Source organism: Escherichia sp. 94.0001, from assembly GCF_013369155.2.
Taxonomy (GTDB): Bacteria; Pseudomonadota; Gammaproteobacteria; order Enterobacterales; family Enterobacteriaceae; genus Escherichia; species Escherichia coli_F.
The window spans coordinates 14,883-33,581 of the sequence record NZ_JABWMS020000023.1 but is presented as its reverse complement, the minus strand read 5'-3'; the positions used below and the strand labels follow the sequence as shown (position 1 = coordinate 33,581).

The 18,699-nt window shown below is 47.1% G+C and carries 8 protein-coding genes and 3 tRNA genes; 5 read left to right on the top strand and 6 right to left on the bottom strand.

The window, feature by feature from the left end; translation table 11 throughout:
* Nucleotides 1–48: 48 nt before the first annotated feature.
* Nucleotides 49–124 (bottom strand) — tRNA-Asn (locus HEN33_RS12930).
* Nucleotides 125–448: 324 nt separating this feature from the next.
* Here HEN33_RS12930 and nac point away from each other — a divergent pair.
* Together nac and cbl are read left to right on the top strand one after the other, a co-directional pair.
* Nucleotides 449–1,366 carry a nitrogen assimilation transcriptional regulator NAC gene (gene nac / locus HEN33_RS12925; RefSeq protein WP_176263150.1) on the top strand — a complete coding sequence of 306 codons (918 nt, stop codon included), beginning with the start codon at nucleotides 449–451 and terminating at the stop codon, nucleotides 1,364–1,366.
* A gap of 101 nt (nucleotides 1,367–1,467) precedes the next feature.
* Nucleotides 1,468–2,418: an HTH-type transcriptional regulator Cbl gene (cbl, locus tag HEN33_RS12920; protein WP_001011014.1), complete on the top strand. Its 951-nt coding sequence runs from the start codon at nucleotides 1,468–1,470 to the stop codon at nucleotides 2,416–2,418.
* 37 nt (nucleotides 2,419–2,455) lie between these two features.
* On the opposite strand, the gene HEN33_RS12915 is transcribed toward cbl, so the two are convergent.
* A tRNA-Asn gene (locus HEN33_RS12915) sits at nucleotides 2,456–2,531 on the bottom strand.
* Nucleotides 2,532–2,691: 160 nt separating this feature from the next.
* On the opposite strand from HEN33_RS12915, the gene yeeO reads away from it, so the two are divergent.
* Entirely contained in the window at nucleotides 2,692–4,179 is a 1,488-nt protein-coding gene (gene yeeO / locus HEN33_RS12910) for a toxic metabolite efflux MATE transporter YeeO (protein ID WP_001354744.1), read from the top strand.
* 100 nt (nucleotides 4,180–4,279) lie between these two features.
* Nucleotides 4,280–4,355: transfer RNA gene (locus HEN33_RS12905), tRNA-Asn, on the top strand.
* 458 nt (nucleotides 4,356–4,813) lie between these two features.
* Here HEN33_RS12905 and HEN33_RS12900 read toward each other — a convergent pair.
* From HEN33_RS12900 to shiA, 3 genes are all read right to left on the bottom strand, one after another.
* Nucleotides 4,814–5,530: a YebC/PmpR family DNA-binding transcriptional regulator gene (locus HEN33_RS12900; RefSeq protein ID WP_000532923.1), complete on the bottom strand. Its 717-nt coding sequence runs from the start codon at nucleotides 5,528–5,530 to the stop codon at nucleotides 4,814–4,816.
* Between the two features lie 341 nt (nucleotides 5,531–5,871).
* A complete protein-coding gene (amn, locus tag HEN33_RS12895) occupies nucleotides 5,872–7,326 on the bottom strand; it encodes an AMP nucleosidase (RefSeq protein WP_001060256.1) in 1,455 nt (484 codons plus the stop codon).
* A 101-nt stretch (nucleotides 7,327–7,427) separates the two neighbouring features.
* Nucleotides 7,428–8,744, bottom strand: coding sequence for a shikimate transporter (gene shiA / locus HEN33_RS12890; RefSeq protein ID WP_176263350.1), 1,317 nt, complete (start codon nucleotides 8,742–8,744; stop codon nucleotides 7,428–7,430).
* Nucleotides 8,745–9,058: 314 nt separating this feature from the next.
* Here shiA and HEN33_RS12885 point away from each other — a divergent pair, with 314 nt between their 5' ends.
* Nucleotides 9,059–10,129 (top strand): glycosyltransferase family 9 protein, encoded by a 1,071-nt coding sequence (locus tag HEN33_RS12885; protein WP_176263357.1) that lies wholly within the window; start codon nucleotides 9,059–9,061, stop codon nucleotides 10,127–10,129.
* A gap of 377 nt (nucleotides 10,130–10,506) precedes the next feature.
* Here the strand turns inward: HEN33_RS12885 and HEN33_RS12880 are convergent, their stop codons facing one another.
* Complete coding sequence (locus HEN33_RS12880) at nucleotides 10,507–18,495, bottom strand: Ig-like domain-containing protein (RefSeq protein ID WP_176263351.1); 7,989 nt, start codon at nucleotides 18,493–18,495, stop codon at nucleotides 10,507–10,509.
* Nucleotides 18,496–18,699 lie beyond the last annotated feature (204 nt).

Here is an 18,699-nt window from a genome sequence, read left to right as displayed (position 1 = left end):
GTTAATTAGAAAGCAAAAAGCCTGCTCGAAAGCAGGCTTTTTTGAATTTGGCTCCTCTGACTGGACTCGAACCAGTGACATACGGATTAACAGTCCGCCGTTCTACCGACTGAACTACAGAGGAATCGTGTGAACGGGGCGCATATTAATGGCAGTGCATGGTGATGTCAAAGGGTGAAATGCATTTTTTTGTTTGTTTGCTGCCAATTTCGACAAAATGGTGAGCTTTCAATCTTTTTGGTAATGAACCATCGTGGTGCATACCTTTCTGTCTTGGGGCAGAGAACGCGAGTTCTAATAAAAAGATCGAGTGACAAAACTATCATAATCTCTTATTTGACAGTTGCTTAGCTTGTACATCAACGCCAAAATAAAACTGGCAAGTATCTTGCAATCTGGTTGTAAGTAATGGCGGCACTTGGGCCGATTCTTATAAACCGGAGGCAACATGAACTTCAGACGCCTGAAATACTTCGTTAAAATTGTAGATATTGGTAGCCTGACCCAGGCTGCTGAAGTGTTGCATATCGCGCAACCCGCGCTCAGCCAGCAGGTTGCCACGCTGGAAGGTGAGTTGAATCAACAACTTTTGATTCGCACAAAACGGGGCGTTACGCCAACAGACGCCGGAAAAATTCTCTATAACCATGCGCGGGCCATTTTACGTCAGTGTGAGCAGGCCCAACTGGCGGTGCATAACGTTGGTCAGGCATTATCGGGGCAAGTCTCGATTGGCTTTGCGCCAGGAACCGCTGCGTCATCCATCACCATGCCCTTATTACAGGCGGTTCGCGCTGAATTCCCGGAGGTCGTTATCTATCTTCATGAAAATAGCGGTGCAGTGCTTAACGAAAAACTGATAAATCACCAACTCGATATGGCGGTGATTTATGAGCATTCCCCTGTGGCTGGTGTATCCAGTCAGGCTTTACTGAAAGAAGATCTTTTCCTGGTAGGAACGCAAGATTGTCCGGGGCAAAGCGTTGATGTTAATGCTATAGCACAAATGAACCTCTTTCTCCCCAGCGATTACAGTGCCGTTAGACTTCGTGTTGATGAGGCTTTTTCCCTACGGCGGCTTACAGCAAAAGTTATTGGGGAAATTGAGTCTATTGCCACGCTTACCGCAGCAATTGCCAGCGGCATGGGCGTTGCGGTATTACCCGAATCGGCCGCGCGTTCGTTATGTGGCGCAGTAAACGGATGGATGTCACGCATTACCACACCTTCAATGAGTCTCTCTTTGTCATTAAATTTACCCGCCAGAGCGAACTTATCACCACAGGCGCAAGCAGTGAAAGAGTTGTTAATGTCAGTGATGAGTTCTCCAGTGATGGAAAAAAGGCAGTGGCAATTGGTGAGCTAAGCGTTATATCGGGATGGAATAAGATGCGGGTTTTTATTATTTGTTATGCCGGGCATTAGACTTTAACAATAACGTGATATCTGAACTGCCCGGAGTTTACCGTGAATTTCCAACAACTAAAGATAATCCGCGAGGCTGCACGTCAGGATTACAACCTGACAGAGGTTGCGAATATGCTTTTTACCTCACAGTCAGGCGTCAGCCGTCACATTCGGGAACTGGAGGATGAACTTGGCATCGAAATATTTGTTCGACGAGGTAAGCGACTGCTGGGCATGACTGAACCGGGCAAAGCATTACTGGTCATTGCAGAACGTATTCTTAATGAAGCCAGTAATGTTCGTCGGCTTGCAGACCTGTTTACCAACGATACGTCTGGCGTTCTCACTATTGCAACGACGCATACTCAGGCACGTTACAGCTTGCCTGAGGTCATTAAAGCCTTTCGCGAACTGTTCCCGGAGGTTCGGCTCGAGCTAATCCAGGGGACGCCACAGGAAATTGCGACGTTGTTGCAAAATGGCGAAGCTGATATTGGTATTGCCAGCGAGCGTTTAAGTAATGACCCGCAGCTCGTCGCCTTCCCGTGGTTTCGTTGGCACCATAGTTTGCTTGTTCCACTCGATCATCCCTTGACGCAAATTATACCGTTGACGCTGGAATCAATAGCGAAGTGGCCGTTAATCACTTACCGACAGGGGATTACGGGGCGCTCACGTATTGATGACGCATTTGTCCGCAAAGGTTTGCTGGCAGATATTGTATTAAGTGCGCAGGATTCTGATGTCATTAAAACCTATGTTGCACTCGGGCTGGGGATTGGATTAGTTGCCGAACAATCCAGCGGTGAACAAGAGGAAAAGAATTTAATCCGTCTGGATACGCGGCATCTTTTCGATGCTAATACTGTCTGGTTGGGACTCAAGCGAGGACAACTTCAGCGTAACTATGTCTGGCGCTTTCTGGAACTTTGTAATGCAGGACTGTCAGTTGAGGATATCAAGCGCCAGGTGATGGAGAACAGTGAAGAGGAAATTGATTATCAGATATAGCAAAAAGCCCGCTATAAAAGCGGGCTTTTCAGAAATTTGGCTCCTCTGACTGGACTCGAACCAGTGACATACGGATTAACAGTCCGCCGTTCTACCGACTGAACTACAGAGGAATCGCTGTTGAGGCACATCTTAACGGCGAAAAATCTTTTGTCAAACCCGATTTTTAAATTTCCCAACTGTTTGCCGTTTCTATCAACAGTTTGTTGCATTTGCAGACAATTTGTCGGCAAAAATCTTTGCAGCTTTGCTGATTCTCCCTCATTATTTGAAATGTGGTTTCACTTTTTGCAATTAAGGTCGGCTTTGAATATCTCCTCTGCTTTACGCCAGGTTGTTCACGGCACTCGCTGGCACGCCAAACGCAAGAGCTACAAGGTGTTGTTCTGGCGCGAGATAACCCCGCTTGCTGTTCCTATCTTCATGGAGAATGCCTGTGTCCTGTTGATGGGTGTTTTGAGTACTTTTCTGGTCAGTTGGCTGGGAAAAGATGCGATGGCAGGCGTGGGGTTGGCGGACAGCTTCAATATGGTCATTATGGCTTTTTTTGCAGCTATCGATCTTGGCACTACTGTCGTTGTGGCATTTAGTCTCGGTAAGCGGGATCGACGACGAGCGAGGGTGGCGACGCGACAGTCATTGGTGATCATGACGTTGTTTGCCGTACTGTTGGCAACGCTTATTCATCATTTTGGCGAACAAATTATTGATTTCGTCGCGGGTGATGCCACGACAGAAGTTAAAGCACTGGCGTTGACTTATCTGGAGCTGACGGTACTCAGTTATCCAGCAGCTGCCATCACTTTGATTGGTAGCGGGGCACTTCGTGGTGCAGGGAATACGAAAATACCGCTACTGATTAACGGTAGCCTGAATATTCTTAATATTATTATTAGCGGCATATTGATTTACGGCCTTTTCTCCTGGCCGGGACTGGGATTTATCGGGGCTGGGTTGGGGTTAACCATTTCTCGTTATATTGGCGCAGTGGCAATTTTGTGGGTGCTGGCGATTGGTTTTAATCCTGCGCTAAGGATTTCGTTAAAGAGCTATTTTAAACCGCTGAATTTTAGCATTATCTGGGAAGTCATGGGGATTGGTATTCCAGCGAGTGTCGAATCAGTGTTATTTACCAGTGGTCGGTTATTAACCCAAATGTTCGTTGCCGGGATGGGGACCAGTGTTATTGCCGGGAATTTTATCGCGTTTTCAATTGCGGCTCTTATCAACTTACCCGGAAGTGCGCTCGGCTCTGCTTCTACGATCATTACAGGCCGAAGGTTGGGGGTAGGGCAGATAGCGCAAGCAGAGATTCAGTTGCGGCATGTGTTCTGGCTGTCCACTCTTGGATTAACGGCCATCGCCTGGCTAACGGCTCCCTTTGCTGGGGTTATGGCATCGTTTTACACCCAGGATCCACAGGTTAAACATGTCGTTGTGATTCTGATTTGGCTAAATGCTTTATTTATGCCTATTTGGTCTGCCTCATGGGTGCTACCCGCTGGATTTAAGGGTGCTCGCGATGCCCGTTACGCCATGTGGGTTTCTATGTTGAGCATGTGGGGTTGCCGGGTTGTAGTCGGTTATGTGCTGGGAATCATGCTTGGCTGGGGTGTGGTTGGTGTCTGGATGGGAATGTTTGCCGACTGGGCTGTGCGGGCCGTGCTGTTTTACTGGCGCATGGTTACTGGACGTTGGCTGTGGAAATACCCTCGACCTGAGCCGCAAAAGTGTGAAAAAAAGCCAGTTGTGTCGGAATAAACGACAAAGTGCATATTATTTCAGCAAACGATTTCAAATTAAAAAAACAGGCTTTGACATTAAGGATGGGCGTCGCTAATATTCGCCTCGTTCTCACGATTCCTCTGTAGTTCAGTCGGTAGAACGGCGGACTGTTAATCCGTATGTCACTGGTTCGAGTCCAGTCAGAGGAGCCAAATTTTAGTTTTGAGACAACTTTATGAGTCTCAAGGCAGCTAAAAATAGAAATTATTTTTACCCGACCACCTAAAAAAGGTGGCCGGGTTTTTTGATGCCTGTATCTCGTGCCCTTAACCGAGCCTGATGGTTCAATGAGCAAATTGCCCCCAGTGGACATCACGGTTAGTAAGGTCATACCAACGGCTTAAAAGTCTGTTCTATACAGCACCGAACAAAGGTAAAGAGAAAAATACTTTATGCGGGATGTCGCTGTCTTGCCCTTATCGGGAAACTATACGTAATTGCGGCTTTGTCTTCTGTAATCAGGAAAAGACGACCTGGAATATCAATTAATGTTATTTCTCTGCGGGCGGGGATTTTTATAATCAATATAATAGGTTGACCATTATATTTTTCATGCAATTATATGAAATTAAAGAAATCTGCCATAAAGACAGATTTCTTTAAAATATAATTAGAGATTTGCGACGTTATGATAAACTTTTTGAACATCGTCGTCATCTTCAAGGGCATCAACAAGCCCTTCAAAGATTTCTAAATCTTCTGGGGAAAGCTCAACTTCAGATTGAGCAATCATTTCTAATTCTGTTGTTGAGAACTCAGTGATTCCAGCTGCTTTTAGAGCCGCGATTCCTTTATGAAGGTCAGTTGGTTCAGTATAAATAACAATGTTACCTTCTTCTTCGGTCACATCGCGAACATCAACTTCAGCTTCAAGCAAAATTTCAAAAATATGGTCCGGGTCTGTCCCTTTAAATACAATCACACCCGTATTGTCAAACATATAGCTGACAGAACCTGCCGCTCCGATATTGCCGCCTTTTTTATTGAAAATTGTGCGAACGTTAGCAATTGTACGGTTAACATTGGAAGTCAATGTCTCGGCGATAATCATTGAGCCATTTGGACCAAAGCCTTCATAACGTCCCTGCACGAACGTTTCATCTCCGCCGCCTTTGGCTTTATCAATTGCTTTATCAATAACGTGCTTTGGAACTTGTGCCTGCTTCGCACGTTCAATAACGAATTTTAAAGATGTGTTTAATTCTGGATCGGGTTCACCTTGTTTGGCAGCAGCATAGATTTCCACACCGAATTTTGCATAAATTTTAGACGTTGCACCGTCTTTAGCCGTTTTTTTAGCAACAATATTGGCCCATTTACGTCCCACAGGAATGATCTCCTCGAAAATTTATTTACATTACTGGTAAATCGTTAACATGCGTTAATTCGGCATATTATATCATAACAGGAAAAATCTCGTCTATTAGAAATAAAAATATTCTAAATCCATAATATTATATTTAATCTCATAAAAACTAATGTTGTTGGTGGATTTTTTTATAATTGTGTTTTGAAAGCATACTTGCTTTTAACATATGGAAATCATTAAGGCTATAATAAAACTCGTATCCGCCCCAGGAAGCAAACAGCCTGCTTTATTGCAGGCTATTTGCTGGATGACTTACTAAATCCTTCACATCTATTCCTGATAAAAAGGAACAGAACTTATTACCGGAACGGCGGTTCATTAAAGGTTCGTAATTTACGTGAATGCAGTCGGTCGCCTTCTGCGCGCAGCAAATCGATCGCCCGAATGCCAATTTGCAGGTGTTCGGAAATAGCGCCTTCATAAAAACGGTTAGCCTGACCGGGAAGTTTAATCTCACCATGCAAAGGTTTATCTGAAACACACAGTAGTGTCCCGTATGGCACGCGGAAACGATATCCTTGTGCGGCAATGGTTGCACTTTCCATATCAATTGCCACGGCACGGCTTAAGTTAAAACGAAGTGCAGAAGCTGAGTAACGTAATTCCCAGTTCCTGTCATCTGTGGTTACCACAGTGCCAGTACGTAGCCGCTGTTTAACTTCCTCTCCGGGCCTGCCGCTGACTAACTTGGTAGCGTCATAAAGCGCACGTTGCACTTCAGCAATGCTCGGAATAGGAATATCGGGCGGCAGTACCGCATCAAGAACGTGGTCATCGCGTAAATAAGCGTGTGCAAGTACATAATCTCCAATGGCCTGGCTTTCACGTAAGCCACCACAGTGACCAATCATCAACCAGACATCCGGGCGCAGCACCGCCAGATGATCGCAGATGGTTTTAGCATTTGACGGTCCCACGCCAATATTCACCAGAGTAATACCCTGACCATCGGTGGTAATTAAATGCCATGCTGGCATCTGGTGTTTTTTCCATGCAAGGTCGGAAATGGCTTCTTCTGGCGCTTCGGTTTCGGCGGTGATCCAGTTCCCGCCAGCACAAGAAAGGGCAATGTAGGGACTATCAGGATCGAGGATCTGGCTGCATCCCCAACGAACGAACTCATCCACATAACGTGTGTAGTTGGTAAACAAGACGAACGGCTGAAAATGTTCTACTGGCGTACCGGTATAATGGCGCAACCGTGCGAGGGAAAAATCAACCCGGCGCGCATCAAAATGAGATAGCGGGGAGAATTCCGTTGGATGATAAATGCCGTCTGCAGTTTCATCGCCGATTTGCGCCAGTTCTGTTGTCGGGAAGTAGCGAGTTAATCCAGCGCTCATTGAGCGATCAAGTGTCAATTCAGAGCCATCGATGACATAAGGATAAGGGATTTCATGTTGCGAGGGTTGCACAGAAATATGCGCACCATAATCCTGATAAAGCAACGTTAGTTGCTCATTCAGGTACGAACGAAAGAGAGTAGGGCGAGTAATCGTGGTGGTGTAGCTGCCTGCGTGAGTAAAACGACCAAATGCGCGCGTTTTGGGGGGATTTGTTGTGCTACCGTCCCAGGTTACGGTCAGTGATGGATAGACAAAAAGACCTTCTTTACGGGCATTTTCATCAGGTAATTCGCCACTTTTAATATAGTTGCCAATGGCATTGCGTAAAGCGACTACAGATTGCTCATACAGCGCGTCGAGTTTTTCCAGTGCCTGAGCTGGGGTCAGACCGGAGCCCTTATTATTCATGTGTGTCTCCTGTTCCATACAATTACCGCACTTCCGATAGTATGTCACAGGAATGTGAAACAAAAGTGTAAGGCGAAGATCGGATGATCTTCGCCTGACTATCAAGCGTGTTGATTGTCTTTCATCAACAAAGCGGTTATTGCAGAAATGAGGCATCCAGCCAGCAAATAAATGGCGACGCTATGCCAGTTTCCAGCAAAATAAGTGATGAGTGCAGCAGCAATAAAAGGTGTAAATCCACCGCCGACCACACTGGCAACCTGATATCCGACTCCAGCGCCACTATAGCGATAACTGGCACCAAACATTTCGGTAAACATCGGTTGTTGCACGCACACCACCATGTCATGCGCAATGTTTGCCAGCATTATGGAGAAGAAAACTATCCAGAAAATAGATTGTGCTTCAAGCGCCATAAAGAAAGGAAATGCGCTCAACGTTCCGATTAACGCACCTGTGATATAAACTCTGCGGCGACCAAAACGATCGGCAAGCCAGGCAAAACAGGGAATTGTCAGACAGCTTAGTCCACCTACCAGCAAACCAATATTGAGGAAAAGTTCGCGCGGTAACCCCATATTCTGGGTTGAATAATTAAGTGCGAAGGCGGTAACGATGTACATCGTCAGCAACTCGCACAGTCGTAGCGCAATAATCTTCAGGAAAGCACCGGGATGCCGTAATAGTGCTTCGATAACCGGAATGCGTTTTTTCGCGGCCGCTTGATTATGTTGCTGTTGTTCGAATTCCGCGGACTCCTCCATGCCATTACGCACCCACAATGCCCCCAGTACCAGTACGATGCTAAACAGGAAAGGAATGCGCCAGCCCCAGCTTAAAAACTGTTCGTCAGTCGTCATCATACTGATCAATGAAACCAGTCCGGTCGAAAGCAGTAAACCTACTCCGTAGCCAACTTGTACACCGCTACTGTAAAAGGCTTTTTTATTTTTCGGTGCACTTTCAACGGAAAGTAACGCCGCGCCTCCCCATTCGCCGCCGACGGCAAATCCCTGAATGGCACGCAGTGTCACCAGTAAAATGGGGGCCCACCAACCTATGGTCGAGAAGGAAGGAAGAATGCCAATCAAGGCTGTCGCGATGCCCATCATCCAGACGGTCAGCATTAACATGCGCTTACGTCCCAGTCGGTCGCCAAAGTGACCGAAAATGACACCGCCGAGCGGACGGAACAGGAATCCGACACCAAAGGTGGCAAATGCGGCGAGCGTTCCCATAGCCGGGCTTACTTGCGGGAAAAACTCGCGATTAAACACCAGTGCGGCGGTAATGCCATAGAGTAAAAAATCATACCAGTCGACGACGGCACCAGCGAAACTGCCTAACGCAGCTCGTCGGGCGCGACTTAACGAAAGCGTCCCTTCATCGGGACGAGTGGAGATGAGCGTGGTGTCCATAATGATCCTGTTTGTATTGTCTTTTTATAATTAGTATGGAAAAGGTAACTCACATTGCCGTCGATCTATAAACGAACCTTATGAGACTACCGCGCCAGAGCGCTTCTGCAAATGATTTTATGGCTGATTAACGGCAACATGAAAAATTCGATAGAAGATTAAAGCGTTGGAACTGCAGGCGTTGCTTAAGGATCCATCAGGATCCCTTACTCTAGCGAGATATGAAACATAAAAAGTCCGTATATGCACAAAATTGCACCCTGCTGATTCTGATAGACTGCATTGCTTTTAACCAGTAGGGAGGCGAGGTGAATATGTTTGTCGCATCATTGTTGAGACGTATTGCATTTAGTTGCTACGATTATAAATCGTATACTTTCAATATTGAAAAAACAGAGTTTGTTGTCATCCATATTCCCGATCAGATTGGCGATGCTATGGCTATCTTTCCAGTGATTCGGGCGCTTGAATTGCATAAAATCAAGCATCTTTTAATTGTTACTTCGACAATTAATTTAGAAGTCTTTAATGCGCTCAAACTTGAACATACTAAATTAACATTAGTCACAATGACTATGCAGGATCACGCAACATTAAAAGAAATAAAAGATTTAGCGAAGAACATAACACAGCAATACGGTACGCCGGATCTTTGTATAGAGGCAATGCGTAAAAAGAACCTGAAAACGATGTTATTTATCAGTCAGTTGAAAGCAAAAACAAATTTTCAGGTTGTTGGTTTAACCATGAAGTGCTACTCCCCTTTGTGTAAGAACGCCTCCCGGATGGATCAACATCTCCGGGCTCCCGTACCCATGACATGGGCGTTTATGATGCGTGAAGCGGGTTTTCCTGCAGTCAGGCCAATATATGAATTACCATTAAGCGAGCAGGTAATAAATGAAGTACGTGAGGAATTGTGCACTTTAGGATCTTACATTGCGCTTAATTTAGATGGCAGCGTGCAGGAACGCACATTTTCGTTATCAGTAGCTGAGAAACTCATCGCCAAAATTCAAAGTGATAATGATATGCCAATAGTCATTGTTCATGGACCAAAAGGGGAAGATAAAGCCCGGAAATTAGCGGGTTGTTATAATAATGTCTACCGGCTATCCTTATCACCCTCGATTAAACGTTCAGCAGCAATCATAAAAGATGCTTATATCGCAATAACCCCTGATACCTCAATATTACATATGGCAAGTGCCTATAATACCCCCGTCGTTGCAATTTATGCTGATTACAAAACGCGGTGGCCTGCGATGGCAGATATCTCGGAGTCAGTGGTCGTTGGGCAAAAAATTGATCATATAAGTTTGGATGAATTCGGAAAGGCGCTAAAAAGTGCTTTGGAGAGAGTATGTGTCAGTACTTACGTATAGAGGGTAATGCCGATCTGTGCTGAACAGGGGACATTAATACCCTGAGGTTGGTCAATCACCACAAAAAAAGCCTTTGAATCAAAGCAATACTCACCGAATAATAAGGCAACCTGAACTTAAATCCCCGTTAACTGGCATACATTATTATGACTTGCACTGATGTAATTAGCTAAATATTATCGTGATTTGACTAAATAGCAAAAATGATAGCTATCAAAAATAGCTCATATACTTTGTTTCCCGCTGCCGTAGAATAGATGGTCCTTCCATGTTTCAAGCATTTATTCAAAAAAAAGGGGCTCGACTGTCTTACGATAAACAGAGAGGGATTGTAAAGTCGAGTGCCCCTAATGGAGCACTCTATAAAAAATCAACAATCAAATGTTTTTATAACATGTAACATGAGCAAATCCAAGTTTTGCCATTACGCTTTGCTCACCTGTTGCCAGGGAAATTTCGTATTGTTCATTGGAGTTTGCGGGACTAGATGACCAATACATATTTGAATAAAAATCGGCTTCATTCATATAATGCCCCATATCTCCCCATTCACTGTACAATGTCCCTATACCTCGGGAACGACCCTGGCTTAAAAGGCTTGCACGGGGAAGCATGTAGCCATTGCTACTGCAAAAATTTTCAGCAAGGCTGTATATCATGACAGAATCGCCGGAGTTTACCCACCAACTCTTCACCCGGATTTCGTATATATAGCCAGGGCCTCCTGATTTTGGCGTCGCTGTAATCGTTACCCAACTGCTTCCGACATTTTTAAATGTCACTTTACCGGTAGCGTCAACATCGACCCAGGAGGCAGAGCTTGAAAACTCATAATCAGCCGCCGTTTTGCCCGGGGAAAAGTTGTCATTATTCAACTGATAATACGCCCCGGTGAATCCCTGAGAAGGGAATGAGTCTGTCGGTAGGTCAACACCATTGACTGACACTGTACCGCTCATTTTTTTACTTTGTGCGCGAGTGAATTGTATTGTGGTACTGAGATCAGCTTGATGAACACCATTCAACACGGGGATCAGCTTTGCAATACCCTCTCCACCGCCTGTAACGGTGGCTTTGTACTCGCCGGAGAAATTATTACTGTAGTCAATTGCGCTAACTTGCACATAGGGCACGTTGGTATCTGACTGCACAAATTCCATCCCTTCAGAAACATTGATCGGATTGCCTGATATATCGTGCAAAACAAGATGTAGCTCAGCACTATCGGTATAGTCCCCTTTTAGTGATGACCGATTGTTCTTAAGGACGGACTGCGAGGCGTCTGCCGGGCCTGCCACCAGCGTTATATTAGCTGTTTGCGTTGCACCTGTGCTCGTTCCTGCACTAACAGTTACGCCCCCAGTTCGCGCACTTTTCACGGTGGTTGTCGCAAATCCGTGTTGATCGGTCACCGCTGTTAATGACCCTAATGTGGCAGAGCCACCTTTTAATGCGAAGTTCACATTGACGCCTTCGACTTGGTTACCACTGCCGTCCTCAACAGTAGCCTTCAGCGTGCTGATATCGCTGTCGTTGGCAGTGATAGTTGACGGATCAGCGCTCAGGCTGACCACATGGGCTGTGCTTTGGTTGCCAGTAACTTTCACGATTGTCTGCGCCTGAATAATTACGCCACTAGTGATAGATGCTGTAACCGTATACGTACCGACTTTATTGCTGGTCAGAACGACTTGTGCCTCCCCGGAAGGATTGGTTTTCATTGTTCCGCTACTTAACGTTGCATCTTCTGGCGTTACGCTAAAGGTAACGAGTTCATTGTTCACTGGGGCCCCATTTGGATTGGTTAGCCTTACTGTCAGAGTTGAACCTAATGGGTCATTGATGCCGATAAGTGGACTTGATGCTGTGAGTGTTAGTTTTAAATCGATTACCACCAGGTCCTTCTCATAAGAGGAGCCATTCGCCAGGGATGCTTGCACAGTATACGAACCGTATCTATTGGGCGTCATGGTGACCTCGGCTATACCCTGTGTATTCGTAGAGACCGTATCCTGACTAATGACCATGTTAAAAAATGACGGCTCTGCACTGAATGTCACAAGCTGTTCAGAAACTGGATTGCCAAACTGGTCGTCGACGTGCGCTTTAACCGCCAGGGGGGTTGCGACCATAACCTGACCTTCAGGCATTTCCAGACTGGTGATCGTCGCAGAATCAGCATCTGCTTTGACAGTCAACGTTTGCATGATGGTATCTGTAGGTGCATTTGCCAGATTAGCCACAACAATTTTCGTCCCTGCAATGGTGCTTGTTACAAGAATTTCTGCCTTACCCTGAGCATCTGTTTCAGCGGTGGTGTTACTCAGCGTGGCGGATAAGCCGCGGAAATTGACCTTGATGCCTTCTAATGGATTGTCATAAGCGTCAGTGACACTTGCCGTCAGGGTCGCACCCTCGGTTGTGCTGGCGATTAATGAGCTTGATGATGCGGTAAAATCAGCCAGTTTAGCGGTACTCGCATCGGCAAGCAAAGTCACCGGCCTCGTATCACTGACACCATAACTGTCCACGCTGACCGTCACGGGATAGGTGCCGGCCTTCGTACCGCTTAGTGTAACTTCCGCCTTGCCGTTGATGTCAGTAATGGCGGAACCGCCTTGTCCGAGAGTAAAGCTTGCACTCACATCTGCCGGTAACGTGAATGTCACCGCCTCATTGGCTAACGGGTTGCCGTTTCCATCAGTCACTGTTGCCTGAAGTATGGTCATTCCAATGTTATTGGCGATAAAGTTGTTTTCGGTAACGTTAAGATTAACCTGCGCAGTGAGCGTATCCGCAATAAAGTTCACCACCAATTGCTCACTCTTACCGCCAGCCATCGCTGCTGTCACGGTATGTGCTCCTGCTTTTGTACCTTTCAGTGTGACTTTCGCTTTGCCTTCAGCATCAGTAACCGCTTTACCGCCATCGCTCAGCGTGAAGTTTGCCCTCACATCTTCCGGGAGAGTAAATGTTACTTCAGTGTTGGCTATCGCATTGCCCTCTGTATCTGCGACTGTTGCTGTTAATGTCGTGAGATCGTTATTGTCGGCAATCACCGGATCTTTTGAGGCTCCCAGCGTGATTTCAGCATTCGCCACGTTCGGCACATAGGTCACTGTTTGTTGCATCGAATCGCCATTGTCGAGCGTTGCCGTCACTTGATAAACCCCGGCTTTTGTAGCGGTAAAGCTTGCGTAAAAATGGCCGTAGGAGTTGGTAGTATATATAGCGTTATTACTGGGGGTCACACCTTCACTTGGCGAAACGCTGATGGTCACCTTATGTTGGGGTACACCGTTTCCGTAATTATCGTTTACCACAACATACAGATCGGTTGTGTTGCCTGCGGAGACTGTATCAGTAAGTGCTTGTAACAAGGTGATATGTGCCGTAGACGCATCAGCGTTGACATTAATTGATGTGCTAAGCGTGGAGCTACCATTTTCCAGACTGGCCTCAACGGTATCCGGCCTCCCTCCTGATTCTGTCGAGGAACGGGTATTGGTATAAGTGACGGTTGCCTTACCCTGTTCGTTCGTTACGGCTTGGCCGCCATTCGTCATTTCAGCAGAGTTTGTACTGCTGGTGAAACTCACAGTTACACCTTTCACCGGAAAGCTATTATTATCAACGACTGTCGCGGTGATGACGCTGCCGGTGCTATTCTGCGGGGTACCAGCGATTATGCTGTTTGGGACAGACGTCAACCCAATAATTTTTGCCGCAGCTGTGTCGCCAATAAAGTGCACAGTTTTGTGGTCGCTGGCACCATTATTAGCAAGTGATACAGTGACCGTCTGCTCACCAAAGGCAACGCCTACGAGAGTGGCCTGCGCGATGCCAGACTCATTGGTATTACTCTCCCCTGGGGTGAGGGTGAGGCCTGAAAAGGCTGAGCTGAATGTTACCGGAAGATTGTTCACCTTATTGTCGAACTGGTCTTTAACCGTTGCAGTTAACGTTGCACTATCGACGCCATTACCCGTGATCTCATCTTTTGACATCTGCAGGGCAACCTGAGCCGAGGTTTTGTCTGCCACAAATGTTACCGGCTGCGAATCACTGGCATTGTTATTAATCAGCGTCGCGGTAACTGTATGCGTGCCCGCTTTTTTACCTTTGAGGGTGACATGCGCTTCCCCATTGGCCTGGGTGACAGTAATACCGTTATTTTCAAGGGTAAAGTTTGCCGCGACGTCTTGTGGCATGGTGAAATTCACCGCTATCCCCGCCACCGGATGATTCGACGGATCTTTCACTGTAGCTGTCAGCTGCACACTGTCGCCGTTATTCGTCACCACCTGGTGAGCAGGGATGTTCAGCGTGAGCCGTGCGTTGCTGGCATCGGGAGCAATATTGACTGTCTTCGAATCGCTATTGCCGTTAGGCAGAGTGGCTTCGGCTGTATGAACACCCAATACCGCGCCCTTAAGGGTAACTTCAGCAACACCACTGTCGTTAGTGTTGGTCGTGCTCTGACTAAGTTGAGTATCTGCCGGATCGGTACTGAAGGTGACCGGTAGATCTTTTACTACGTTATCAAAAGGATCTTTCACTGTTGCTGTCAGTGTCGTCTCATCCACGCCATTCCCAATGATTTCCACTTTCGATGTTTGCAGAACGACAACTGCGCTGTCCTTATCCGCCACGAATGTGACTGGCTGCGCATCGCTGGCATTATTGTTACCCAGCGTTGCAGTAACCGTATGCGTGCCCGCTTTTTTGCCTTTGAGCGTGACATGCGCTTCGCCATTGGCCTGAGTGATGGCAATACCGTTATTTTCGAGGGTAAAGTTTGCCGCAACGTCCTGTGGCATGGTGAAGTTCACCGTTATTCCCGCCACCGGATGATTCGACGGATCTTTCACCGTTGCCGTCAGCTGCACGCTGTCGTTGTTATTCGTTACCACCTGTTGAGCAGGGATATTCAGCGTGACCTGCGCGTTGCTGGCATCGGGCGCAATATTGACTGTCTTCGTATCGTTGTTGCCGTTAGGCAGTGTGGCTTCGGCTGTATGAACACCCAAAACCGTGCCCTTAAGGGTAACTTCAGCAATACCGTTCTCATTAGTATTACGCGCGTTCAGGCTCAGTTGTGTGTCTGCGGGGGAGGTGCGGAAGGCTACTGACAGATTTTTAACCACGTTATCAAAAGGATCTTTCACTGTTGCTGTCAGCGTCGTCTCATCCACGCCATTCCCAATGATTTCCGCTTTCGATGTTTGTAGAACGACAACCGCTCTGTCTTTATCCGCCACAAACGTCATTGGCTGTGCATCGCTGACATTGCTGTTAGCCACACGAGCCGTGATCATATGCGTGCCCGCTAACGTGCCGGTCAGGGAGGCGATTGCAACCCCGTTACTATCCGTCATGCCTTTTCCGCCGTTGCTAATCGAGAACCGACTTGCGACGTCGTTTGGCACAGTGAAGGTGATTTCTTTATCTTTTAGTGGGTTGCCATTTTTATCCTGCAAGGTTGCAGTCATATGTTGCGGTGCTGTGTTGGTGACGGTGATATCACCTGAAGGCACACTGAGGGTCAGGGCAGCAGTACTTTGATCACCGATAAAATTCACCTGTTGACTAGCCTGGGAACCAGAGCTGACAGAGGCCGTAACCGTATAATCACCATTTTTCAAACTGGTCAGCGTGGCTGTGGCGATCCCGTCGTGGCTATTCACTTCGGTTTGGCTCAGTTTCGCCTCTGTTGAATTAACATTGAAGGTGACCTTGACGTCATTGAGCAGGTTGCCTTTTGCATCCCGGACTGTAGCGGTCATTGTGGCGCTGTCATTGCCGTCAGCGACCACTTCATTTTTCGACTTCTGTAGAACAACCTGCGCGGTACTCGAGTCACCGACAAAACTGACGATTAACGTTTGTTTCACGCCATTTTCAAGGGTGACTTCAACCGTGTTGTCTTCCTGCTTACTACTTTTCAGATCAAAAGTCGCCAGACCATTAGCATCCGTTTTTGCGGTGTTTTGATTGTTGAAGGAAGTTGCCGATCCGTTTAATACCGCAAACGTGACGGTATGATCATTGATTGGGTTGCTTCCTTCATCAGCGACATTGACCGAGACGGTATTTGCTGCATTCTCATTGGCGAGCACACCATTATTGCTGGCAGATAATGTCGCAATTTTCGCTGACTGCGGGTTGGCGTCGATGATAAATCCAGCGGTATGCAAATCTTCATTCCAGTTTTGCATTAACAGCTTCGCAGTAAGTCCACTGCCTTTGGTATAGGCGGTATAGGTTGCCTTATAGACGCCATCTGCGGTTTCTTTCCAGTCTGTAGTGACTCCTGGTTTCACGTTGTCGATGCTGACTGCAGTATTCAGTTGCTTTTTTTGCTCCTTAACAGGTTTGTCATTTTCATCTCTCAGTTCTACCGTCACCTCGATAGGATTGCCGGAGAGATAACGGTCCTTATCAATCTTAATTGACGAGTGAGTTCGGGATGACGAAACAGAAATGATATTCACCACGGCGGGGGCTTTAGCCGCATCCACACCGTTCAGCTGTGGCATCAGCGTTAGCGTGCCAGACATCGCTCCTGTGGTCAGGACTTGGGTATAGCTTCCGTCACCATTATCTTTCCAGTCAGAAAGGGTAATGTCCTGAACACCTTCATGACGCGTCGAGAGCACCAGCCCGATAACAGGATTACCAGCTGCATCATGAGCAATAAAAGTCAGTGTGGCGGTTGAATGGGAATCCGCGCTCAATGTTTGGGTACTTAACGATACCGAGGAATCTTTCTGGCTTAGCGCAGGTGCCTGAACGACCACCATGCTTTGTTCACGATTCGACAAATTGCCTTTGACGTCTTCAGCGGTAACTTCAATCGGCCAGGTGTTATCGGTTTCTGGCGTACTGGTGAACCGGTAACCAGGCAGGGTAACCAGAATATCTTTACCCGTTGTGACCACTTTACCACCGGCAGCTTCCAGAGCGGTGGCTTCGACGTTATAGCCTTTCAGGGCATATTTAGTTTGTAGCGACGAAACCAGTGATTTCACTTCTCCTGACTTCCCTGTCACGGGGTCTGTCAGGGTCAGGCGAACCAGTTCTTTTTTGCGATATTCCAGAACGATGTTGTTGTTGCGATCCACCAGATCATAACGGCTGCCTGCAAGGCTACGCCGTGCAGCGACTTCGTTCGGGTCAAGCTGTTTCTGCATTGCGCTGCCAGGTTGCCAGGTAAAATCGACGGCAAAACGGGTGTCATTTTCGCCCTGTTTACCCTGGCGTTGCTCCGCGCTGAAGGTCATCAGCGGGAAGGGGGTATAGTTAAGTCCAGCGGTTATGGCATGAGGATTACTTTGCCGATCGTCTTTATCGAACAGGGCTACTTCATCGCCATAATACTGTTCATAGACCAGTTTACCGCCAAGGTGCGGCCAGGCGGGTAACCAGCCTTCTGCGCGTACATCCCAGCCATTGGCCGGGCGTGCTTCATAATCGTTGTCCAGTTCAGGTGCGCTGCGCCAGTTGGTCAGTCGCAAATAGCCGTTACTGCTTAATTTAAGATAGTCGCGCCAGTACTCCGCGCCAATGCCGGCGCGGGAGTGGTAACGGCTAAGATCGTGGTCGAAAAAGAAGTTGATGCCCGACATCCATGTGGGAGTGAAATGACGCCAACCCAAGCCGTTGTTAATCTGCGTACGCTCGTCAGTACGGTGGAGAGTATGCTGGCTGAAAAAGAGATTATCAGGCGTTTCATACCATGGATGGAGAAAATCGAACTGGGAATTCTTCAGGCTAAAATCTTCATCCACGCCCAGCCTGATTCTTGCGGTGCCGAAGCGGCTTAACCAGTCTGTCATTGCGCCAGATGCCTGAGAAGAGGCCCATCCACGCGCCATATTGGCCGCTTGCTCGCTGTTCATATCTTCGGCGAGCAGAGACCCGATTTGCTGTGAAGTACTGGCTATCTGTTGCTCAAGGTTGTCACTGCTATTACGCGGCGACGGGGTTAAATTTTTTTCACTAACTTGTGCCGGGACATCCAGTTCATCACCCTGGCGGACATTATCAAAACCTCGAGCAAACGTACGAAACTGGTTGAGTTTGCGTAACTCAGCCAACGAAATACCGAAACGTTCGGCAACGCTTTGGGCCGATTCGAGCGCTCCAAGGGTGTAGGGCACCGTATTGGTATTTTCAATGGCGATTTGTGCAGGAACTGGTTGTTGGGTTGCGGCGTTTACCACACCTTGTGCTGCCGCAGTCATAGGGAACACAAGTTGAGTTACCAGGCAGATACCCGCAGTTAAGCGGCGTAGTTTAATACCCATCCCGCATAAGATTTGCCGATCATTTATTTCTTCTCCACTTCTCTTTTTCGTAGCCATGCTTACCTTCCCTGAACGAGCTAACATAAATGCGCCCTTTCTAGCACAGCGAAAAAATATAAATCCTGATAGCAATATGATTGAAAATTAATAACTTTTCGTTAAGCAGTTTTGGGTGTGAGTTGCAAGAGGGGAGACTACTGAATAACTCAGTTTAATAATTGAGGGGGCAATGGTGACGAATATAGGGACGGAGTAGAGAAG